Below are 21,506 nucleotides of genomic sequence, written 5' to 3' on the forward strand. Positions count from 1 at the left end.
CTGCCCGGCTCCCGCTTTCGTGCTCTGCCCACGACTGTGGGCAGAGCACGACTCGCGGTGGAGGAGGTCAGCGCGGCCGCAGCACCACGCCGCTGGCGGGGCGGGCCGGGATCCGGCGCAGGGAGATGGTGAGGTCCTGGTCCGGTACGGGGTCGGCGTCCAGCGCCGCCAGCCGCGGCGCCAGCGCGGCGAGCAGCGCCACGGTGAGCTGCTCGCCCGGGCAGCGGTGGTTGGTGCGCGGGTCGCCGCCGCCCTGCGGCACGAGGTCGAACGCGCCGATCTCGCGGCCGAGGAAGCGCTCGGGCCGGAAGGCGTAGGGGTCCTCCCACAGGTCCGGGTCGTGGTTCTGCCCGTACAGGTCGAGCAGCACCATCGCGTTCCTCGGGATCTCCTGCCCGCCGAACTCCAGCCGCTGCGGCGCCCGCCCGCCGATGAACGGCGCGAACGGGTAGAAGCGCCGGACCTCGTGCGCCCACGCCTCGGCGAACGCCGGATCGGCCTCGGCCAGCCGCTTGCGGTACTCCGGCCAGCGGGTCAGCGCGTGCCCGGAGAAGGCCATGAACCAGGCGCAGGCGGTGGTCGGGCGGATGACGTTGAGCAGCTCGACGGCGGCCACCCGTGGGTCGAGGTGCTCGCCGTCGGCGTCCCGGTGGCGGACCACCGTCCCGAGCACCGAGCCCGGCGGCGTCGTCTGCCGGCCGGAGCGCACCTCGCGGACGATCGTCGCCAGCCAGTCCTCGCGCCGGCCGCGGGCCCGCCGGGCGCGCCAGTGCCGCGGCCCGCCGGTGGCGAACCCGTCGACCATCGCGAGGAGGTCGTCGGTCAGCGCCGGCACGTCGGCGTCGTCGATCGGCACGCCGGCCCACCGGGTGACGGCGCCGGCGATCACCCGCGCCGACTCGTCGAAGACGACGAACTCCGGCTGGGTGGCCCACTCGCGCGCGGCGTCGTCCCAGGCGGCGGTGGCCCGGTCGACCAGCGCCTCGATGCCGGCGCCGTCCATGAGCATCGCCACGAACATCGCCTTGCGCACCCGGTGCGCCTCGCCGTCGAGGGTGTGCACGGCCCCCTTGCCGAACAGCGTGCCCTGCACCGGCTCCGGGATGGCGTGCGCGCGGTGCACGTGGTCCTCGTCGTAGAGGAAGCGCGCCGCCTCGGGCCCCTCGATGCCCACCGCGGGCAGCCCGCCCAGCCGCGTGCCGACCGCCCGCTCCCCGTGCGCCCGGCGCAGGTCGGGCAGCCAGGCGTAGCCCTTGGTCAGCAGGGCGAGGGAGTTCTCGAGACGCATGGGTCCCGCCCTTCCCCGGGTGGGGACGGGCCAACCGCTCAGCCCGGGCGCTGGGCCTGCAGGCGGTCGTCGCGCGGCTCGCTGGCGGCGTCGGCGGGCTCCTCGCCGGAGGCGCCGTCGTCCGGGGCGGCGTCCGGGCCGGCGTCCGGGCCGCCGTCACGCCGACCCGCCGAGCGTCCGGCGCCCAGCCGGCGCAGCAGGGCGGCGACCTCCCCGGCCGCCGACGGCGTCGCCGCGCCCTCGGGCATGACCTCGGACACCGCCTGCAGCGCGTCGGCCAGCGCCAGCTCCCCGGCCGACAGCATCCCGCGGTACGCCGGGTCGAGCAGGTAGCCCGTCGGCGGGGTGGACAGGCAGCCGATGAGGTCGAGCAGCACCTCCAGCCGGCGCGCGGCCTCCGCCGGCGGGGTGTCGCCCCGCGCCATCGCGACCGTCTCGACGTCCTGCTCCCACAGCCGGCTGCGCGCGGCGTCCTCCTGCAGCGCGAGCACGGTGCCCGACGGGGTCCGCTGTCCCCGGTCGGACCCCTGCACGGCGCTGCGCACCTGGTGGGCGATGCGGATCAGGTCGTCGTCGAGCATCGAGGTGCCCACGAACAGCACGTGCCGGGTCAGCAGCAGCGAGTGCAGGACGCCGGCCAGCGCGGCCCGCGAGTCGCCCAGCTGCAGGTACTCCTCGCGCGTGAGGACGACGCTCTCCGGGTGGGCGGCGTCGCCGTGCAGCTTGAGCAGCCACGGCCGCCCCGGCTGGGGCTCGTCGTAGGGCAGCACCGACAGGTCGCGGCCGATGTCGGCGGCGGCGAGCTCCACCAGCGGGTCGTAGTTGGTGGTCACGAACTCCTGCACCGGGAGGTCGGCGATGAGCGCGTGCGCGAGCGCGTACGGACCGGGGCCGAAGCGCTCCTGCACGAAGTCCTCGAGCCGCTCCCGGCCGAGCTCGCGGGCCAGCAGCGCCGCGGAGTCCTGCGGCGGCAGCCGGGACAGCCCCTCGCGCAGGTCGCCGTCCAGGCCCGAGTGCCCGGCCAGCTCGTCGAGCAGCTGCTCCCAGGTGGGCAGCCCGGCCGCCGCGCTGACCCCCGCGCCGATGAACAGCGCGAGCTGCCCGCGCCGGGCCCGCTCCCCCAGCTGCTCGGCCAGCGCCCGCAGCGGATCGGGCAGGTCCCAGCCGGCGGTGTCCTCGCGGCGGATGCGCTGGGCGGCGGCCAGGTCGCTGGGCCCGCGCAGCACCAGCGCGACGTCGAAGCCGTGCTCGGCGGCGGCCTCGCGCAGCACCGGGAGCAGCTGCTGCAGCAGGTCCCCGCGCCGCCCCGCCGCCCCGCCCCAGCCGGTGCCCAGCGCCGGCAGCCCGACCAGTCGCCGCGCCCGGCCGTGCACCGGCTCGCGCACCTCCCGGCGGGCGACGGCGGCCAGCGCCTCGCGGGCGCCGTCGAGCAGCCAGTCCAGCCCGCGGCCGCAGTCGTCGACGGTGTCGAGCAGCCAGGCCCGCCGCGCGTCGGTCCCGGGGACCTCGAGCACCCGCTCGTCGCCGTTCCAGGCCAGGTCGACGCACACGCCCTCGACGTCCTCGGTGGTCACCAGGTCGTCGGGCAGCAGCGCCCCCCAGCTGCGCGCGATCCGCAGGGTGCGGCCGGTGGGCACGAGCACGTCGTCGCAGGACAGGCGGGTGAGGTCGGCGCCGACGACGAAGACGTGTGCACTCACGCCCGCTCCCCTACCCACCGCCCCGTCCGCGGAACGGCGGCGGCCTCGCGCGGGCGGCCCGGCGGGGAGGCCGCTAGGCGCGCGGGATCCCGCAGCCGCCGCCCGAGCAGGCGCAGCCCGCGCAACCGGCGGCGCGGGGCGGCTCAGGGGTGTTGGCCACCGCGCGCAGGCCGGCGGCGGCGACCAGCAGCGGCACCGCGGTGAGACCGGTGGCCAGCGCGGCGACCACCGCGGCGACGGCGGCGGCGCGGTCGGTGCCCTGGAAGACGAGGGTGCCGGCGAGCAGCGCACCGACCAGCACCGTCCACACCAGCAGGGCCGCACCGGCGCGGCGGGCGGCACCCCCGCGGGCGAGCGCGACGGCCGCGCCGGCCAGCAGGGTCAGCGGCACCCCGGCCAGCAGGACCCAGCCGGTGGCGGCGGCCGACACCACCGCCACGGCGACGGCGGCCGGCCCGCCGACGACGGCGGCCGCGCCGGCCGGCACCGATCCCGCGCGCAGCAGCCCGGCCCCGCGGGCGGCGGCGAGCAGGCCGAGCCCGCCGAGCAGCAGCCGCGCGCCGAGGTCGCCGGTCAGCACGGCGACCACCGCGAGCACGACCAGCACGACGCCGAGGGCGGCGCGCAGCGGCCACGTCCGGCGGGCGGTCTGCCGCTCGGTGCGGAGGGGCGCGGGTGCTGCCGTCGTCGCGTTGGCCACGCCGTCAGTGTCCCGCATCCGGCAGCGCGCCCGGCGGACCGGTCCGGTGGGCCGATCGCCGGCCGGGCACGGGGCCCCGTGCTGTGCCACGCTGGTCCGTCGCAGCAGGGGGAGCCGAGAGGAGGCCTTCCATGAGCGGTCCGGGAACGGCGATGGGCGCGGCCGGCAGGGCGGGGAACAGCGACGCTCTCGAGACCCTGGCCCGCGTGGGGCTGATCGCCTACGGCGTGGTGCACCTGCTCATCGCGTGGCTGGCGCTGCAGCTGGCGTGGACCGGTGGCGGGCAGTCGGCCGACCAGTCCGGCGCGATGGGCACGCTGGCCGCCTCGCCGGTCGGCAAGCCGCTGCTGTGGGTGCTGGGCATCGGGCTGGTCGCCCTGGCGTTGTGGCAGATCGCCGAGGTGCTGCGCTGGCGGTCGGGCTGGTCGGCGACGGGCGAGACCCGCAAGCGGGCGGTGACGAAGACGGTCAAGGCCGTGGCCAAGACGCTCGTCTACGCGGCGCTGGCGTACACCGCGTTCCGGTTCGCCACCGGCGGCGGGCAGTCGAGCTCGGCACAGCAGCAGCAGACAGCGGCCGGCGTCTTCGGGTGGCCCGGCGGCCGATGGCTGGTCGGCCTCGCGGGCCTGGTCGTCATCGGCGTGGGCGTCCACCACGTGCTCAAGGGCGTCAAGAAGAGCTTCCTGAAGGAGATCGACCTCGCCTCCGCCCCGCCGACCGCGGAGCGCACCGTGACCCGCCTCGGCCAGGTCGGCTACCCGGCCAAGGGGGTGGCACTGGGTGTGGTCGGCGCGCTGCTCGTCTGGTCGGCGATCACCTTCGACCCCGCGAAGGCCTCGGGTCTCGACGGCGCGCTGCGGACCGTCCTCGACGCCCCGTTCGGCAAGGCGCTCCTGACGATCGTGGCCCTGGGCATCGCCGCGTTCGGCGCCTTCTGCTTCGTCCGGGCGCGCTACCCCGAGCGCACCTGAGCGTGCCCCGCCTGCTCGGCCCGGTGCACCGGGCGGTCGCGGCCGCCCGGGAGGTCACCGACCACCCGGTGCTGGCCGCCGCCGCGCGGATCGGGCTGGTCGCCTACGGCGTGGTGCACCTGCTCATCGCCTGGCTCACCTGGCGGGTGTCGCGCGGCGCCCACGGCACCGACGCCGACCAGACCGGCGCGCTGCAGACCGTCGCCGGCACGCCGGGCGGATCGGTGCTGCTCTGGGCCATCGGGCTGGGCCTGCTGTCGCTGGCGCTGTGGCAGGGCGGGGAGGTGCTGCTGTGGTGGCACGGCCTGCTCGACTCCGAGCACCGCATCCGCACCGCGGTCGTCTGCGCCAAGTGCCTGGCCAAGGCCGCCGTCTACGCCGTCCTCGGGGCCACCGCGCTGCTGTTCGCCGTCGGCGCCGAGTACGAGGCCGACGAGCGGCTGCGCGAGCTGACCGGGGAGACGCTCGAGGTGCCCGGCGGCGCGGTCGCGGTGGCGGCGGCCGCGACCGGGATCGTCGCGGTGGGCGCCTACTCGCTGTGGCGCGGCGTCACCGGCGGCTTCATGCGCGACGTCGACCTGCCCGCCGCGCCCGACCGGTGGGAGCCGCTGATCGAGGTCGTCGGCCGGATCGGCTACGTGGCCAAGGGCGTGGCGTTCGGCGTCGTCGGGGTGCTGCTGTGGCGGGCCGCGACGACGGCCGACGTCTCCACCGCCACCGGCCTCGACGGCGCGATGACCGCGATCGGCCGCACGGGGGCGGGCCCGGTGCTGCTCACCGTCGTCGCGGGAGGGTTCGCGGCGTTCGGCGTCTACGCCCTGGCGCGCGCCCGCTACCCCGACCGGGACCCGTCGTCCTGAGGGCGGCAGGAACGGCCGTCTCTGCCGCCCCCACGGGGCGCTAGTTGCGGGGGCCGCCGGCGACGTAGACGACCTGACCCGAGACGAAGCCCGCGCCCTCGCTGACGAAGAACGACACGGTGTGCGCGATGTCCTCGGGGACGCCGGCACGCGCCACCGGGATCGCCGCGGCGCGCTCGGCCACGTACTCCTCCCAGTCGCGGCCGATCCGCTCGGCGGTGGCCTTGGTCATCTCCGTCTGGATGAAGCCCGGCGCGATCGCGTTGGCGGTGACGCCGAACTTGCCCAGCTCGATCGCGAGGGTCTTGGTGAAGCCCTGCAGCCCGGCCTTGGCCGTCGCGTAGTTGGCCTGGCCCCGGTTGCCCAGCGCCGACGTGCTCGACAGGTTGACCACGCGGCCCCACGTCGCGTCCACCATGTACTTCTGGCAGGCGCGGGTCATGAGGAACGAGCCGCGCAGGTGGACGTGCATGACCAGGTCCCAGTCGGCGTCGGTCATCTTGAACAGCATGTTGTCGCGGGTGACGCCCGCGTTGTTGACCAGCACGACCGGCGGGCCGAGCTCCGCGGCCACCCGGTCGACGGCGGCCTGCACCTGCTCGGGGTCGCCGACGTCGGCACCGACCCCGAGCGCGCGACCGCCCGCGGCCTCGATCGCCTGCACCGTGCCGGCGGTCGAGGACTCGTCGAGGTCGATGACCGCGACGGCGAAGCCGTCGGCGGCCAGGCGGAGCGCGGTGGCCGCACCGATGCCGCGGGCGGCGCCCGTGACGATCGCGACGCGGGCGGTGGACTCGCTCATGGGGAGGCTCTCCTCGGGGTCGGGGGCTGCCGGCCGATCATGCCGGGCAGCCCCCGGACACGCCGGGCGGGGTGTTACACGCGCTCGAGGACGGCGGCCAGGCCCTGCCCGCCGCCGATGCACATCGTCTCCAGGCCGTAGCGGGCGCCGCGGCGGTCCATCTCGCGGGTCAGCGTGGCGAGGATGCGGCCGCCGGTGGCGCCGACCGGGTGGCCCAGCGAGATGCCCGAGCCGTTGACGTTCATGCGGTCGAAGTCGGCCTCGGTGAAGCCCCACTCGCGGGTCACCGCGAGGACCTGGCTGGCGAAGGCCTCGTTGAGCTCGATGAGGTCGACGTCGGACAGCTTGAGACCGGCGAGGTCGAGCGCCTTCGCCGTCGCCGGGACCGGGCCGATGCCCATGGTCTTCGGCGGGACGCCGGCGACGGCCCACGAGACGATCCGGGCCAGCGGGCGCAGCCCGAGCTCGGCCGCCCTCTCCGGCGAGGTGACCACGCAGATCGCGGCGCCGTCGTTCTGGCCGCTGGCGTTGCCGGCGGTGACGGTGGCGTCGGGGTCGTCCTTGCCCATGATCGGGCGCAGCTTCGCCAGCGTCTCGACGTTCGAGTCGGGACGGATGTGCTCGTCGCGGTCGACGACGGTGTCGCCCTTCCGGCCCGTGATCGTCACCGGGACGATCTCGTCGGCGAACCGGCCCGCCTCGGTGGCGGCGGCGGCGCGGTGGTGGCTGCGCACGGAGTACTCGTCCTGCTCCTCGCGCCCGATGCCGTACTCGCGGCGCAGGTTCTCGGCCGTCTCGAGCATGCCGCCGGGCACCGGGTGGTTGATCCCGCCGGCGGTGACGCGGCCGCGCGCCAGGCCGTCCTGCAGCAGGACGCCGGGGCCGGCCTTGACGCCCCAGCGCATGGCGTTCGAGTAGAACGGCGCGTTGCTCATCGACTCCGCACCGCCGGCCAGCACGACCTCCGCCGAGCCGGTCTGCACCTGCATCGCCGCGTAGAGCACCGCCTGCAGGCCCGAGCCGCAGCGGCGGTCGACCTGGATGCCCGCGGCGGTCACCGGCAGGCCGGCGTCCAGCGCGGCGACGCGGCCGATCGCCGGCGCCTCCATCGTCGGGTAGCAGTGCCCGAGGACGACGTCGTCGACCGACTCCGGCGGCAGGCCGGTGCGCTCCAGGAGCGCCTTGACGACGGTCGAGGCCAGGTCCTGCACGGGGACGTCGCGCAGGGATCCCCCGAAACCCCCGACCGGGGTCCGCAGCGGCTCACAGATGACCGCGTCACGCACGGCGTCCTCCTCGGCTCCGACGGCGGGCACGGCCCCGCCCCGACGCCGAGTGTGCTCCCCGGGGACGTGCCACGCGCAGTCAGGTGGAGGACCGGCCCCCTTCGCAGGGGCCCGTCTCGGGGGGTCCGCCGTCAGGCGGCGCCGCGCTCGACCTGCTCGACGCCGAGGAGGTCCCAGAGCCCGGTGACCTGCAGCGCCCGGCTGACGGCGCGGGTGCCGACGAGGACCCGGAGGCGGGTGTCCTGGGCGGCGGCGGTGCGGTGTGCGACGGCCAGCGCGGACAGGCCGGCGGAGTCGAGGAAGGTCACGGCCACGAGGTCCACGGTCACCAGGCGCGGCCCGGAGGCGAAGGCGGTGTCGAGCGCGCGGCGCAGCAGCGGTGCGGTGGCGCAGTCGACCTCACCGGAGAGCACGAGGCGGACGACGTCGTCGAGGAGGACCGTGTCGACGGTGAGCAGGTCGTCGAGGGGACCTGGGGTGGCGGGTGGGCCCTGGGAGAGAGTGGTCACGGTGCGCTCCTCGGTCGAGGGCGAACCCGTGCGGAGGACAGCGGCTGTGAGGCCACACCACGGCGCGGAGTCCGGCATGTGCGATGCACGGCTTGATGTTGAACCGCGATCCGGACGGTAGGCCCCGGGGCGGACGGGACGCAAGGTCCTCCCCCGGGTGTCCACCCGCCGTTCCCGGCGTGTCGCCCCGCCCCCACCGGGGGTGTGACCTGGTCGTCCACCGACGACCGGCCCGGGCGCGGGCGGTCCGCCGACGGCTCCCCGACGTGGCGCACGCCTCCCCCGGCGGTCCCTCCTCCCCGGCCGCGCGGGCGGGGATACTGGTCGGTGTGAACAGGCGACTGGTGCTGGCGGTCCTCGTCTGGGCGGCGGTCTCGGTCGTGGCGTTCCTCGCCATCCCCGACGTCCTCGTCAGCGCGGGGCTGGTCATCTTCGGCGCCGTCCTGCTGCTGGTCCTCGCGATGGCCCGGGACTGGGACGAGCACTCCACCTTCGAGGAGCGCGAGGTGCTCCGCGCGCGTCGGCGCAAGGAGCGCTGGGAGCGCAGCGCCGACGCCCGCGCCCGCGACCGCGAGCGCTGGGAGGCCCACCAGGCGCGCCGCGCTCCCCAGGCCGCCGACGACCCGCAGCGCCGGCGCTAAACCGCTCGACGGGGGACGCCGGTCGCCCTACCGTCGCCGCATGCGCTCCTGAGCCGACCGCCTCGCTGCGACGTCCGCGTCCCCGACCGGGACGCCCGCGGGTCGAGCTGCCGCTCCCCGCTCCCGTCCGCCCACCCGGGCGCGCCCTCCCCTGGCTGCCGGCTGCCCGCGGCCGGTCCGACCTCCCCCCGGAGGCCCCCGTGTCACGTCCCGTCCGCTCCCTGACCGCCGCGGCCGCCGCCGCGCGCGACGCCCTCCCCGCTCCGGACGCCGCCGCCTTCGAGCGGCTGGCCTCCTCCGTGCTGGCCGCACCGGGGGCGGCGCTCGGCCCGGTCCTGCGTGCCCAGCTCCCCGGCGTCGCCGGGATCCGGTGGCTGCGCACCGCCGGGCTGGCGCCGACCGCCCGCGCCGGCTCGCTGACGGCGGAGCAGTGGAGCTCGCTGTTCCGCTGCTGGCAGGCGACCGCCGCCGCACCGACGGCGGGCGGCACCGCCGCCCGCCGGGGCGGCGGCCGCACCTCGGCGCACGGGCACGCGCCCGGTGCCCTGGCCGCTCCCCGCTGGCACTAGGAGGACCCCTCTGCCCCCCACCGCTCGCAGGCTCGCGGCGGGACCCTGCAGAGGGGCCACTCGCCAGGTCACCGGACCGCGTCCTCCGCGGCGAGGTCGGCCGAGCGGGCGGGTTCGGCGAACGCCTCGGCCAGTGCCTGGCGCAGCGGCCAGGCACCGGCCCGCCAGGCCAGCGCCCGGCCGAGCGCGGCCGGGCTCCCGTCCACGCAGTCGACCGCCTCGCCGGGCCACCACGGCACCGCCCGGCCGCCGGCGAGCAGCGGCTCGTGGACGGCGACCTCCCCGGTCAGCTCCGGCACCCCGAGGCGCGCCGCGGCGAGGTCGGCGCCGGGCACCGCGGCCCACGGCAGCCGGCGCACCGGCGTGCTGGTGACCTCCGCCCGCACCCGCTCGCCGGCCAGCGGCAGGTCGAGCAGGTCGGCCACCGGCCCCGGCGCGCCACCGGCCGGCACGAGCAGCGCGTCGGTCAGCGGCTGCAGCCAGGGGGCGTCGAGCACGACGACGGCCTCGCGCGCAGGGTCGGCGACCCGGTCCGGCGCCACCCGCACCCGCGCCGGCGGGTCGACGTCGACGCCGTCGAGCGCCGCCGCGAGGTGGGCGTACACCGTGCGCAGCACCGGCGCGGGCACCGCGCGGGCGGGATCGCCCAGCCGCTCGAGCAGGTCCATCGCGGTGTCGGCGTCGGCGAGGACGTCGTCGACGGTGGCCGGCAGGCGCAGCCGCTCGAGCACCGCCGCCGGACCGGTCGCGGGGTCGTACAGCCCCCGCAGTTCCCGGCTGCCCGGCGCGCACAGCCGGTCGGGCCGCCGGCCGTCGAGCACCGGGTGCGTGCCGAGCCACCAGCGCAGGTAGCCGGGCACCGGCACGCCGTGGAGGACGACGTCGGCCCACGCCTGCTCGGGCAGCGCGGCCAGCAGCGGCAGCGCGCGGCTCCAGTCGGCGACCAGTTCCAGGTCCCGGACGGCGGTCAGCGGCGGCCACGGCGGCGGCGGCGCGCCGGGCGGCAGCCGGTCGACGACGGCGTCGGCCCACTCGTCGGCGGCGTCGACGTCGAGGTCGTCGGGGTCCTCGGCGCGCACCAGCGCGAACTCGGCCAGCACCCCGGCCGCGCGCAGGGCCGCCGGGTCGTGCTGCGCGGCGAAGTCCGGGTCGAGCGTCCCGAGCGCGCCGTCGCCGAGCACCGCGGCCAGCGGCGCCCCCGGCAGCAGCAGCTCCCCCGCGGGCGCCCAGGCGCCGTCGGCGTCGGGCAGCGCGAGCTCGGCGAGCCACGGCAGCTCGCCGGGCACCGTGCCGGCGGCGGTGACCAGGGCCAGTACCGCCTCGGCCAGGGCGGCCGGGTCGCCGTCGTCCCACCCCTCCTCGACCGCGTCCACCGACTCCTCCACCGCGGCCCGCACGGCGGGGTCGGTGAGCACGACGGCGGCGGTCGCCGGGCGCGCACCCAGCCGCTCGAGCAGCCGCCGCGCGGCCGGTGGCGCCACGGCGGCGGGGTCGGCGACGCGCAGGTGCAGCGGACCGAGGCGGGTCACCGGGAGGTCGTCGGCGGGCAGCAGGACGCCGGCCGGGCCGGCGGCGGTGCGCCCGTCGGCCAGCGGCACCGGCAGCGCGCCGAGCTCCTCGCGGTCGGCGCCGTCGAGCGCGGCGTACAGCCGCGCCCACCACTCCGGCGGGCGGCTGATCCCCGCGACGGCCTCGGCCACCGCGGCCGGGCCGAGCCGCCGCACGCCCAGGGCCGCCAGTGCCGGGGCGCCGTCGCGCCGTGACCAGCCGGCCGGCAGCAGCCCGGGCAGGACACCGGCGAGGACGGCGACCCGCTCCTCGCGGTCGTCGTCGAGGACCGCGGCGCGGGCGGGCGGTTGCCGGGCGTCGTCGTCGGGGTCGGCGGCCGGCAGCCAGGCCGCGGCGCGCAGCCGGTCGAGGACCGCCGAGCCGAGCGCCGCGTCGAGCTCGGCGGCGGCCAGGCCGATGCGCGGGACCAGCGCCAGCACCGCGGGGTCGCCGGCGAGGGCGGGAACCAGGTCGGCGTAGGTGTCCGCGGCGACGGCGACCAGCGCGTCGGCGACCGGGCCGGGGGCCACGTGCCGGCGGTCGGGGCCGAGCGGGAACGGGGCGATGAGGCGCGCCGGCAGCGACAGCGGCTCGTCGCTCGGGGTGGGCGCGTGCAGCACCCGGCGCCCGGCCGGCGGCACCGGCCGGCCGTCGTCGTCGAGGGGGACGGCCCAGGTCACCGTGTAGCCGCGGCGGGCCCGCTCCTCGACCGGCCGGTCGGCGAGCAGCGCGGCCGGCAGCTCACCGCTGCGGGTGGCCAGGCGCCAGGTGGTGGTGCGCTCGCCGTCGCGGACGCGGGCCAGCGGCGGCTCGGCCGCGCAGCTGAGCAGGCGCGCGGTCCCGTCGACGACGACCTCGACCTCGGCCAGCCCCGGCAGCGCCAGCAGCAGCTCGGCCTCCAGCTGCTCCAGCGCGGCGCGGACGGCGGCCCGCGAGCCGGCGCGCAGCGGCAGGACGACCTCGGTGGCGTAGCCGGCGGGCGGCGGCCCGTCGGCCGGCCACGGCAGCCGCAGCACCGGCACGGCGCCGTCGCGGTGGGCCAGCTCGGCGGCGAGCGCCGGGAGGTCGGCCACCTCGGCGCGGGTGTGCGCCGCGCTGAACCGCACGCCGCCGGCAGTGGAGTGGACGGCGGGTTCGTCACTGACGGCGAGGACCGCGGCGAAGCCGACCCCGAACCGGCCGATCGTCTGGTGCTGCGGCCCGCTCGAGACCACGGAGCGGCCGACCGACCGCACCGCGTCCCGCTTCGCCGAGGCGCGCAGCGTGGCCAGCCCGGTGACCCCGGCGGCATCGAGCGGCGCCCCGGTGTTGGCGGCGTGCAGCACCTCGGCACCGCCGCCGACGTCGACCAGCTCCAGCCGCAGCCGCCCGGGGACGCCGGCGCGCACCGCGGCGTCGGCGGCGTTCTGCGCCAGCTCGACCAGCAGCCGGTCGCGGTAGCCGCCGCGGACCAGGTCCTCCTCGGCGTTGGCGTCCTCGCGGAAGCGCGCCGGGGAGTCGGCCCAGGCGGCCAGCACCCGGCGGCGCAGGCCCGCGGTGTCGAAGGGGTCGCCCACGGCGTCAGCATGGCAGCGCGCGGGTGCCCCGGACGCGCCCTCGTCGGCCCCGTCGGGAGGCTCGCGCCGAGCCCGCGAGGCGGGAGGGGGACGGGGTCCTCTGCCTACGCGTCGGTAACTTGGCAGGTAACCTGCGCCACATGTCGCTCGCCGAGCAGATGGACACGGTCACCGCAGCCGCCGCCGGCACGGTCGACCGGCACGCCACCACCGAGACCTTCGAGTCGACGGACCCGGCCACCGGTGCCGTCGTCGGCGTCTTCCCCGTGCACGACGCCGCCGCGGTGCAGGGAACCGTCGAGCGGGCCCGCCCGGCCGCGCGGCGCTGGGCCGAGCTCGGGTACGACGGCCGCCGGCAGCGGCTGGCGGCCTACCGCGGCTACCTGGCCCGCCGGATGCACGAGCTCGCCGACCTGGTGCACCGGGAGAACGGCAAGCCGCACGCCGACGCGATCCTCGAGATCACCCTGGCCATCGACCACCTCGCCTGGGCCGGGGCGCACGCCCGGAAGACCCTCGGCCCGCGCCGCGTGCGCGCCGGGATGCTGGCGGCCAACCACGCCGCGTACCTGGAGTACCAGCCGCTCGGCGTCGTCGGCGTGATCGGCCCGTGGAACTACCCGGTGTTCACGCCGATGGGCTCGATCGCCTACGCGCTGGCCGCGGGCAACGCCGTCGTCTTCAAGCCCTCGGAGTACACGCCGGCCGTCGGCGCGTGGCTGGCCGCCGCCTGGCGGGCCGCCGTCCCCGACGTGGCCGACGCCTTCCAGGTCGTCACCGGCCACGGCGAGACCGGCGCCGCGCTGTGCCGGGCCCGCGTCGGGAAGCTCGCCTTCACCGGCTCGGCCACCACCGGCCGCACGGTGATGGCCACCTGCGCCGAGACGCTCACCCCGGTGCTCATGGAGCTCGGCGGCAAGGACGCGATGATCGTCGACGACGACGCCGACGTGGCCGCCGCGGCCGATGCCGCCGTCTGGGGCTCGATGAGCAACGCCGGGCAGACCTGCATCGGCATCGAGCGCGTGTACGCCACCGCGCCGGTGTACGACCGGTTCGTCGCCGAGGTCACCGAGCGGGTGCGCGGGCTGCGTCCCGGTTCCGACGACGAGGCCGCCTACGGCCCGATGACGATGGCCGCGCAGACCGACGTCGTGCGGCGGCACCTCGACGACGCGACGTCCTCCGGCGGGCGGGCGGTGCTGGGCGGCACCGTCGACGGCGGCTTCGTCTCCCCCACCGTGCTGCTCGACGTCCCCGAGTCCTCGTCCGCGGTGCGCGAGGAGACCTTCGGGCCGACGCTCACCATCACTCGGGTCGCCGACGCCGAGGAGGCGCTGGAGCGGACCAACGCGTCGTCCTACGGGCTGGCCGGCGCGGTGTTCTCCCGCTCGACGGCGCGCGCGATGGACCTCGCCCGCCGGATGCGCAGCGGCATGACCAGCGTGAACTCCGTGCTGACGTTCGCCTCGATCCCGGCGCTGCCCTTCGGTGGCGTGGGCGAGAGCGGCTTCGGCCGGATCCACGGCGAGGACGGGCTCAAGGAGTTCACCCGCGCCAAGGCGATCACCCGCCAGCGGGTGGCCCTGCCGGTGAACCTCATGTCGTTCACCCGCCCGCCGGCCGCGGCCGACGCGCTGGCGCGGGTGATGGGCATGGTGCACGGGCGACACCGGTGAACGGCGTGCAGGACCCGGCACCCGGGGCGGAGTACGACGTCGTCGTCGTCGGGGCCGGCTCGGCCGGCTGCGCGCTGGCCGCCCGGCTGACCGAGGACCCGTCGGTGCGGGTCCTGCTCCTGGAGGCCGGCGGCTCCGACGACGTCCTCGAGGTGCAGATCCCCGCGGCGATGTACAAGGTCTGGCGGACGCGGCGGGACTGGAACTACACGACCGAGCCGCAGCCGGGCCTGGGCGGGCGCGGACTGTTCTGGCCGCGCGGCAAGCTGCTCGGCGGGTCGTCGTCGATCAACGCGATGATCTACGTCCGCGGTGCGGCCGCCGACTACGACGAGTGGGCGCAGCTCACCGGTGACCCGTCGTGGTCCTACGGGTCGGTGCTGCCGCTGTTCCGCCGGATGGAGGACAACGCGCGCGGCGCCGACCGCTTCCACGGCGTCGGCGGGCCGCTGCGGGTGGAGGACCTCCGCTCGCCGCACCCGTGGACCCGCGCGGTGGTCGCGTCGGCGCTGGAGGCCGGCCACCCGCGCAACGACGACTTCAACGGCGCCGGCCAGGAGGGCGTGGGCCAGTACCAGGTGACGCAGAAGCGCGGCCGCCGCTGGTCCGCCGCCGACGCCTACCTGCGCCCGGCACTGCAGCGGCCGAACCTCACCGTGCTGACCGGCGCGCTCACCACCCGGGTGCTGCTGTCGGGCGGGCGGGCCACCGGCGTGGAGTACCGGCGCGGCGGGCAGACGCACACCGCGCACGCGGCCGGCGAGGTCGTGCTCAGCGGCGGCGCGGTCAACTCCCCGCAACTGCTCATGCTGTCGGGCATCGGGCCCGCCGCCCACCTCCGCGAGGTCGGCGTCGACGTGGTCCACGACCTGCCCGGGGTCGGTGGTGGGCTGCAGGACCACCCGCTCGTACCGGTCATCTGGAACGTGCGGTCCGGGAAGTCGCTGTTCCGGGCGGAGTCGCCGTCGGGGTACGCGCGGTGGTTCGGCGCCCGGCGCGGGCCGCTGTCGTCGAACCTGGCCGAGGCGGGGCTGTTCACCCGCTCGCGCCCGGACCTCGACCAGCCCGACCTGCAGTACCACTTCCTGCCGGTCAAGTTCTGGCGCCAGGCGGAGGTCGACCCCGACGTCGACGCGTTCACCGCGGCCGCCGTCCTGGTGCACGTGCACTCGCGCGGCTCGGTGCGGCTGCGCTCGGCCGACCCGACGTGGGCGCCGGCCATCGACGCCGGCTACCTCACCGACGAGCGCGACCTCGACGCCCTGGTGACCGGCGTGGAGAAGGCGCGCGAGATCGCCGCGGTGGGGCCGCTGGCGGAGGTGCTGGCCGAGGAGTGGTCGCCGGGCGGTTCCGTGCGCACGCGGGAGGAAGTGCGGCAGTCGGTGCGGGACACGCTCGAGTCGCTGTACCACCCGGTGTCGTCGTGCCGGATGGGCACCGACGGCGACTCCGTCGTCGACCCGCAGCTGCGGGTGCACGGCGTCGAGGGCCTGCGGGTGGTGGACGCCTCGGTGATGCCGACCCTGGTCCGCGGCAACACGAACGCGCCGACGATCATGATCGCCGAGCGCGCCGCCGACCTGCTGGCCGGCCGCGCCGTGGACCCCGCCCTGGTCGCCACCGCCTGACCCCGGGAGGCCTCCGTAGCGCTGGTGGCTCCCCGGGGGGCGGCCCCGGGGTGGGCCTTTGTAGCGCTGATGGCTCCTCAGCCGGCCGCGAGCGCCGCGCGGATCCGGCGGAGGAGCGCGTCGAGGTCCCGCAGGTCGGCGGCGCTCACCCGGACGACCCGCCAGCCGGCGGCGCGCAGCCGTTCGAGGCGCTCGTCGTCCCGGGCGATCTGGTCCTCGACGAAGTGGTGCCCGCCCTCGTACTCGATCGCCAGACGGACGTCGGGGAACGCCAGGTCGACGCGGGCGACGAACCCGCCGTCGTCGACGACCTCGAACTGCGGCACCGGCGCGAGCCCGGCCAGCGCGAGGAGCACCCGCAGCCGTGACTCCTGCGGTGACTCGGCCCGCGGGTCCACGAGCGGCACCGCCCGGCGCACCCGGGTCACGCCCCACCGCCCGGCACCACGGTCGGCCATGGCGGCGAGATCGCCCGTCGTCAGGTGCTTCGCGGCGACCATCGCGTCGAGTGCCGCCACCGCGGTCGTCAGTGGTTCCAGGGTCGAGACGTCCCACGCCGTCCGCAGCGCCGTGGTCACCGGGACGTCGTCGAGCAGGTCGACGTCCGACGGCTGCAGGACGGTGTGGTGGACGGCGGCCTCCCGCGGGCCGCGCCAGCGGACCTCCTCCGGGCAGACGACGGTCACCTGGTCGTTCGTCGCGGCGAACGGGGCGCCGTACCAGGCCGCTGCGGAGTGCCCGCCGATCGCGGCTCCCAGTGGCAGGAGCAGCGCGACGCCGCGGCAGCGCAGCAGGTGGTCGAACGGCAGGCCCGGGTCTGCGTAGACGCCCTGGGCGAGCCGGCGGTAGCTCCGCCGACGCAACTGGGTACGCGTCAGGAAGCCCTCGGCGATCGCGGTGCTGCCGACGAAGACCCCCGGGAGGAGACGGCGGTGGACGGACACCGGGGCAGCGTCGTCGACCGGGCGGACCTCGACGGCCGTTGTCCACAGGCGCGGGAGCCGATGGCGCCACACAGGCTCCCCGAGGCGTGCGGGAGGGGGTGTCCGCGCCGGGCCGGCCGGGGCATCCTCGGACCTCCCCGCGACGAGGAGGAGCCATGGCGCGCACGCCCCAGGAGGTCTTCGAGCACCACGTGGCCGCGATCGGCGCCGGTGAGGCCGACGCCATCGCCGCCGACTACGCCGAGGACGCCGTGCTGATTACCCCGGACCAGGTGGTGCGCGGCCGCGACGGCGTCCGGGAGTTGTTCGCGTCGCTGCTCGGCGAGCTCCCCGACGCCGTGTGGGACATCCCCACGCGGGTCTTCGAGGGCGACGTGCTGTTCATCGAGTGGACCGCGGTGGCGGAGAAGGCCCGCGTGCTCGACGGCGTCGACACGTTCGTCATCCGCGACGGCGAGATCCGGCTGCAGACCGTCCGCCTCACCCTCGAGCACCTGGGTTGACCCGCGGGGCAGGTGGAGCCATCAGCGCTACGAAGGCCCCTCGGGCCGGCCCCGTGAGCCAATAGCGCTACAAGGGCCCCTCAGCCGTGGGTGGTGGCGGCGGAGGCGGTGGTCGGGTCGGTGGGGACGGCGGGTGGCGTCTCCGGCGGCACGGGACGACGGCGGATCGACATCGACAGCGCCGCGGCCACCAGGCACAGCGCGCCGGCGCCGAACCAGGCCAGGTCGTAGGAGCCGGTGACGTCGCGGATGACGCCGCCGCCGAAGGCCGCCAGCGCCGAGCCGATCTGGTGCGAGGCGAACACCCACCCGAACACGACCGGCGCCCTCGCCCCGAAGTGCTCGCGGCACAGCGCCAGGGTCGGCGGCACCGTGGCCACCCAGTCCAGACCGTAGAAGACGATGAACGCGACCATGCTGACGTGCAGGTCCGGCCCGAACAGCGGCGGCAGCAGGAACAGCGAGAACCCGCGCAGCGCGTAGTAGGCCAGCAGCAGCACCCGCGGGTCCACGCGGTCGGTCAGCCAACCCGAGAACACCGTGCCGGCGATGTCGAAGATCCCCACGACGGCGAGCAGCGACGCCGCCGTCGTCACCGGCATGCCGTGGTCGTGCGCGGCCGGGATGAAGTGCGGCTGCACCAGCCCGTTCGTCGACGCGCCGCAGATGAGGAACCCCGCGGCCAGCAGCCAGAACGGGCGCGACCGCGACGCCTCCGCCAGCCCGCGCAGGGCGGTGCGGGCCGCACCGGTGCGCACCGGGTCGACGTCGTCGGCGGCGGTCCCGCCGTACGGGACGGCGCCCACGTCGCGCGGGCGGTCGCGCAGCAGCCAGGCCACCAGCGGGACGACGGCGAGCGCGGCGGCGGTGGTCCCCAGCGAGGCCGCCCGCCATCCGCCGCTGGTCTGCGCGACCGCGGCGACGACGGGCAGGAACACCAGCTGACCGGTCGCGCCGCCGGCGGTGAGGATGCCGCTGACCAGCCCGCGCCGCGCGACGAACCAGCGGCCTGTCACCGTGGCCACCAGCGACAGCGCCATCGACCCGGTGCCGAGCCCGACCGCGAAGCCCCACAGCAGCACCAGCTGCCAGCTCGCCGTCATGAACACGGTCAGGCCGCTGCCGACCGCGGTGAGCAGCAGCGCGCCGACCACCACCCGCCGGATGCCGAACCGCTCCATCAGCGCGGCGGCGAACGGCGCGGTCAGCCCGTAGAGCGCCATGTTGACCGCGACGGCCGCCGAGATCGTCGACACCGACCAGCCGAACTCCGCGCGCAGCGGGTCGATGAGCACGCCGGGCACCGCGCGGAAGGCGGCGGCGCCGACGAGCGCCAGGAAGGTCACGGCGGCCACCCACCAGGCGGGGTGGATCCGGGCGGTCCGCGTCGTCACGACCGGAGAGCATGACGGACCGCCCGGACCCCGGACCAGTGGCCCGACGGCCAACACGTGCAAGGATCCGGCCATGGCACCAGGTCCGACGCCGCGCCACGAGGTCGCCGTCCTCGCCCTCCCCGGCACCATCGCCTTCGAGCTCGGCCTGCCGCACCGGCTGCTCGGCGGCGCGGTCGACGCCGGCGAGCGCCCGCTCTACCGCGTGCGCGTCGCCACCCTCGACGGCGGCCCGGTGCGCACCTCGGCCGGCTACTCGATCACGCCCGAGCACGACGCCACGCTGCTGCAGGGCGCCTCGACCGTCGTCGTCCCCGGGGTGCAGGGCGGCGCGGCGATGGCCGACGGCCGGGTCACCGAGGAGCTGTCCACCGCGCTGCGCGACGCCGCCGGGCACGCCCGGATGCTGTCGATCTGCACCGGCGCCTTCGTCCTCGCCGCCGCCGGCCTGCTCGACGGCCGGCCCGCGACGACGCACTGGATGCACGCCGCCGCCTTCACGCGGCACTTCCCCGCGGTGCGACTGGACCCCGACGTGCTCTTCGTCGACGACGGCGACGTGCTCACCAGCGCCGGCAACGCCGCGGGCATCGACCTGCTGCTGCACCTGGTGCGGCGCGACCACGGCAGCGAGGTGGCCAACCGGGTGGCGCGGCGCAACGTCGTCGCGCCGTGGCGGGAGGGCGGGCAGTCGCAGTTCGTCGAACGCCCGCTGCCCGACGTCGGGGACACCGGGACGGCGGCCACCCGCGCCTGGGCGCTCGAGCACCTGGCCGAGCCGCTCCCGCTGGCCGGCCTCGCCGCGCACGCGCGGATGAGCGTGCGCACGTTCACCCGCCGCTTCCGGGAGGAGACCGGCCAGTCGCCGCTGCGCTGGCTGGCCTCGCAGCGGATCGCGCTGGCCCGCCGGCTGCTGGAGTCCACCGACGCCTCGATCGACCGGGTCGCCGCCGACGCCGGCTTCGGCACCCCGGCGTCGCTGCGCCAGCACCTGCGCGCCTCGATCGGGGTGGCGCCCGGCGTCTACCGGCGCACCTACCGCGGCGCCTGAGCAGCAGACAGCGCTACGAAGGCCCCCCTCGGAGGGGTGGTGTGACGCGCGACTCCTCCCGCCGGCGGCAGGATCGGCGGCCGCGTCTGGTTGAGTGGGGCATACCGGCGTTGCCCTCGCTCATCCGGAGCTGCAGGACTCGACGTCGGGCTGGTGCAGCGCCACGGAGGCGCGCCCGGCTGTCCGACGTCGCCGCCGGCGCGCCCCGCCCACCTGAGGGCAGCGCCTGCGCACGGTGACCGACGACGGCGACCCGAAACGCCCGAGGAACCGATGACCTCCCCGAACACCCCCTCCCCCGCCGGCACCTCCCGGCCGCGCCGCCGCGGCGGCCGTGGCCGAGGCCGCGGGACGGGCACCGCCGCGGCCCCCGCGACGACGACCGCGAGCACCCCCACCCCCGAGGCCGTCCCCGCGGTCGAGATCCCCGCCGGCGACGTCCCCACCGTGCTGCCGACCGACACCACCTTCGCCGAGCTCGGCGTCCCCGCGCCGCTGGTCGAGGTGCTCACCGCCAGCGGCATCACCGCCCCGTTCCCCATCCAGGTCGCGACGCTGCCCGACTCGCTCGCCGGCCGCGACGTGCTCGGCCGCGGCCGCACCGGCTCGGGCAAGACCATCGCCTTCGCCCTCCCGCTGGTCTCCCGGCTGGCCGCCTCCACCACTCGGCGCCAGGCCCGCAAGCCGCGCTCGCTGGTGCTCGTGCCGACCCGCGAGCTGGCCAACCAGGTCGCCGCCGTCGTCGAGCCGCTGGCCCGCGCGCTCGGCATGCGCACGACGGTCGTCTTCGGCGGCGTGGGGCAGAACCCGCAGGTGCAGGCGCTGGCCGCCGGCGTCGACGTGCTCATCGCCTGCCCCGGCCGGCTCGAGGACCTGATCGGCCAGGGCCACGCGGACCTGTCCGCGATCGAGGTCACCGTCCTCGACGAGGCCGACCACATGGCCGACCTGGGCTTCCTGCCCGGCGTCAAGCGCCTGCTGGACCGCACGCCCAAGGTCGGCCAGCGGATGCTGTTCTCGGCCACGCTGGACAACGGCGTCGACGTGCTGGTCAAGCGCTACCTCTCCGCGCCGGTCACGCACTCGGTCGACCCGGCCGTCGCGCCGGTGTCGACGATGACCCACCACGTGTTCCAGGTGTCGGCCGCCGACAAGCCCGAGGTCGTGCGCCAGCTCGCCTCGGGCCTGGGCCGCAGCGTGCTGTTCACCCGTACCAAGCACCAGGCCAAGAAGCTCGCCAAGCAGCTCAGCGCCGCGGGCGTCCCGGCCGTCGACCTGCACGGCAACCTCAGCCAGAACGCCCGCGAGCGCAACCTCGAGGCGTTCAGCAACGGCAGCACCCGCGTGCTGTGCGCGACCGACATCGCCGCCCGCGGCATCCACGTCGACGACGTCGCGCTGGTCGTGCACGTCGACCCGCCGACGGAGCACAAGGCCTACCTGCACCGCTCCGGCCGCACCGCGCGCGCCGGTGCCGGCGGCACGGTGGTCACGCTGTCCACCCCGGACCAGAACGGCGAGGTCCGCACGCTGACCCGCCAGGCCGGGATCACGCCGGTGGTGAGCTCCGTCCGCCCCGGCGCGGAGCAGATCACCGTGCTGACCGGCCCGGCCGCGCCGTACGTCGAGCCGGCTCCGGCGCCGGCCCCCCAGCCGCAGGGCGAGGGCGGCGGACGGCGCCGTCGCGGCGGCTCCGGCGGCTCGGCGACCGCCACGACGGCGTCCGCGTCGTCCGGCGGCCGCAGCACCGCGCGCACCGGCGGTGCCGGCCGTCCCGCGGGCCCGGCCCGCACCCGGGCCGAGCTCGCCGCGCGGGCCGGGACGCACTCGGCGTCGTCGTTCAGCGGACGCGGCCGGCGCGGAGGCCGCTGACCCGG

Annotated in this window: 18 protein-coding genes; 9 read left to right on the forward strand and 9 right to left on the reverse strand. The window is 77.0% G+C overall.

The features are described from left to right. Positions 1-67: 67 nt before the first annotated feature. From HLV61_RS20950 to HLV61_RS20960, 3 genes are all read right to left on the reverse strand, one after another. Positions 68-1,288: a cytochrome P450 gene (locus HLV61_RS20950; RefSeq protein ID WP_369258970.1), complete on the reverse strand. Its 1,221-nt coding sequence runs from the start codon at positions 1,286-1,288 to the stop codon at positions 68-70. 38 nt (positions 1,289-1,326) lie between these two features. After that, a complete protein-coding gene (locus tag HLV61_RS20955; protein ID WP_369258972.1) occupies positions 1,327-2,988 on the reverse strand; it encodes an SIR2 family protein in 1,662 nt (553 codons plus the stop codon). A gap of 73 nt (positions 2,989-3,061) precedes the next feature. Further along, entirely contained in the window at positions 3,062-3,688 is a 627-nt protein-coding gene (locus HLV61_RS20960) for a hypothetical protein (RefSeq protein ID WP_369258974.1), read from the reverse strand. Between the two features lie 131 nt (positions 3,689-3,819). Here HLV61_RS20960 and HLV61_RS20965 point away from each other — a divergent pair, with 131 nt between their 5' ends. After that, positions 3,820-4,659, forward strand: coding sequence for a DUF1206 domain-containing protein (locus HLV61_RS20965; protein ID WP_369258976.1), 840 nt, complete (start codon positions 3,820-3,822; stop codon positions 4,657-4,659). 2 nt (positions 4,660-4,661) lie between these two features. Beyond that, the gene (locus tag HLV61_RS20970) at positions 4,662-5,519 is read left to right on the forward strand and encodes a DUF1206 domain-containing protein (RefSeq protein ID WP_369258978.1); all 858 of its coding nucleotides are present in this window, start codon (positions 4,662-4,664) and stop codon (positions 5,517-5,519) included. Positions 5,520-5,559: 40 nt separating this feature from the next. Here HLV61_RS20970 and fabG read toward each other — a convergent pair whose 3' ends face one another. The 3 genes from fabG to HLV61_RS20985 form a co-directional block, all read right to left on the reverse strand. Further along, positions 5,560-6,321 carry a 3-oxoacyl-ACP reductase FabG gene (gene fabG / locus HLV61_RS20975; RefSeq protein WP_369258980.1) on the reverse strand — a complete coding sequence of 254 codons (762 nt, stop codon included), beginning with the start codon at positions 6,319-6,321 and terminating at the stop codon, positions 5,560-5,562. 74 nt (positions 6,322-6,395) lie between these two features. Beyond that, positions 6,396-7,607 (reverse strand): acetyl-CoA C-acetyltransferase, encoded by a 1,212-nt coding sequence (locus HLV61_RS20980; RefSeq protein WP_369258982.1) that lies wholly within the window; start codon positions 7,605-7,607, stop codon positions 6,396-6,398. 131 nt (positions 7,608-7,738) lie between these two features. After that, positions 7,739-8,116: an STAS domain-containing protein gene (locus HLV61_RS20985; RefSeq protein ID WP_369258984.1), complete on the reverse strand. Its 378-nt coding sequence runs from the start codon at positions 8,114-8,116 to the stop codon at positions 7,739-7,741. A 329-nt stretch (positions 8,117-8,445) separates the two neighbouring features. Here HLV61_RS20985 and HLV61_RS20990 point away from each other — a divergent pair, with 329 nt between their 5' ends. Together HLV61_RS20990 and HLV61_RS20995 are read left to right on the forward strand one after the other, a co-directional pair. Next, positions 8,446-8,757: a hypothetical protein gene (locus HLV61_RS20990; RefSeq protein WP_369258986.1), complete on the forward strand. Its 312-nt coding sequence runs from the start codon at positions 8,446-8,448 to the stop codon at positions 8,755-8,757. Positions 8,758-8,957: 200 nt separating this feature from the next. Further along, on the forward strand, positions 8,958-9,326 hold the full coding sequence (locus tag HLV61_RS20995; RefSeq protein WP_369258988.1) for a hypothetical protein: 369 nt from the start codon (positions 8,958-8,960) through the stop codon (positions 9,324-9,326). A gap of 68 nt (positions 9,327-9,394) precedes the next feature. Here the strand turns inward: HLV61_RS20995 and HLV61_RS21000 are convergent, their stop codons facing one another. Further along, on the reverse strand, positions 9,395-12,430 hold the full coding sequence (locus HLV61_RS21000; protein WP_369258990.1) for a sacsin N-terminal ATP-binding-like domain-containing protein: 3,036 nt from the start codon (positions 12,428-12,430) through the stop codon (positions 9,395-9,397). Between the two features lie 140 nt (positions 12,431-12,570). Between HLV61_RS21000 and HLV61_RS21005 the strand changes: the two genes are divergently transcribed. After that, the gene (locus tag HLV61_RS21005; protein ID WP_369258992.1) at positions 12,571-14,109 is read left to right on the forward strand and encodes an aldehyde dehydrogenase family protein; all 1,539 of its coding nucleotides are present in this window, start codon (positions 12,571-12,573) and stop codon (positions 14,107-14,109) included. Beyond that, positions 14,106-15,737 (forward strand): GMC family oxidoreductase, encoded by a 1,632-nt coding sequence (locus HLV61_RS21010; RefSeq protein ID WP_369258994.1) that lies wholly within the window; start codon positions 14,106-14,108, stop codon positions 15,735-15,737. The genes HLV61_RS21005 and HLV61_RS21010 overlap by 4 nt, the downstream gene beginning before the upstream one ends. 77 nt (positions 15,738-15,814) lie before the next feature. On the opposite strand, the gene HLV61_RS21015 is transcribed toward HLV61_RS21010, so the two are convergent. Continuing rightward, positions 15,815-16,681 (reverse strand): endonuclease domain-containing protein, encoded by an 867-nt coding sequence (locus HLV61_RS21015; protein ID WP_369258996.1) that lies wholly within the window; start codon positions 16,679-16,681, stop codon positions 15,815-15,817. A gap of 155 nt (positions 16,682-16,836) precedes the next feature. On the opposite strand from HLV61_RS21015, the gene HLV61_RS21020 reads away from it, so the two are divergent. Next, entirely contained in the window at positions 16,837-17,184 is a 348-nt protein-coding gene (locus tag HLV61_RS21020) for a nuclear transport factor 2 family protein (RefSeq protein ID WP_369258998.1), read from the forward strand. A gap of 80 nt (positions 17,185-17,264) precedes the next feature. Here HLV61_RS21020 and HLV61_RS21025 read toward each other — a convergent pair whose 3' ends face one another. Then, complete coding sequence (locus HLV61_RS21025; RefSeq protein WP_369259000.1) at positions 17,265-18,578, reverse strand: MFS transporter; 1,314 nt, start codon at positions 18,576-18,578, stop codon at positions 17,265-17,267. A 73-nt stretch (positions 18,579-18,651) separates the two neighbouring features. Between HLV61_RS21025 and HLV61_RS21030 the strand changes: the two genes are divergently transcribed. Both HLV61_RS21030 and HLV61_RS21035 read left to right on the forward strand, forming a co-directional pair. Next, positions 18,652-19,629 (forward strand): GlxA family transcriptional regulator, encoded by a 978-nt coding sequence (locus HLV61_RS21030; protein WP_369259002.1) that lies wholly within the window; start codon positions 18,652-18,654, stop codon positions 19,627-19,629. Between the two features lie 273 nt (positions 19,630-19,902). Next, on the forward strand, positions 19,903-21,501 hold the full coding sequence (locus HLV61_RS21035; RefSeq protein WP_369259004.1) for a DEAD/DEAH box helicase: 1,599 nt from the start codon (positions 19,903-19,905) through the stop codon (positions 21,499-21,501). The last annotated feature ends 5 nt before the right edge of the window (positions 21,502-21,506 follow it).

The sequence above is a fragment of the Geodermatophilus amargosae genome (assembly GCF_041028265.1).
GTDB lineage: Bacteria > Actinomycetota > Actinomycetes > Mycobacteriales > Geodermatophilaceae > Geodermatophilus > Geodermatophilus amargosae_A.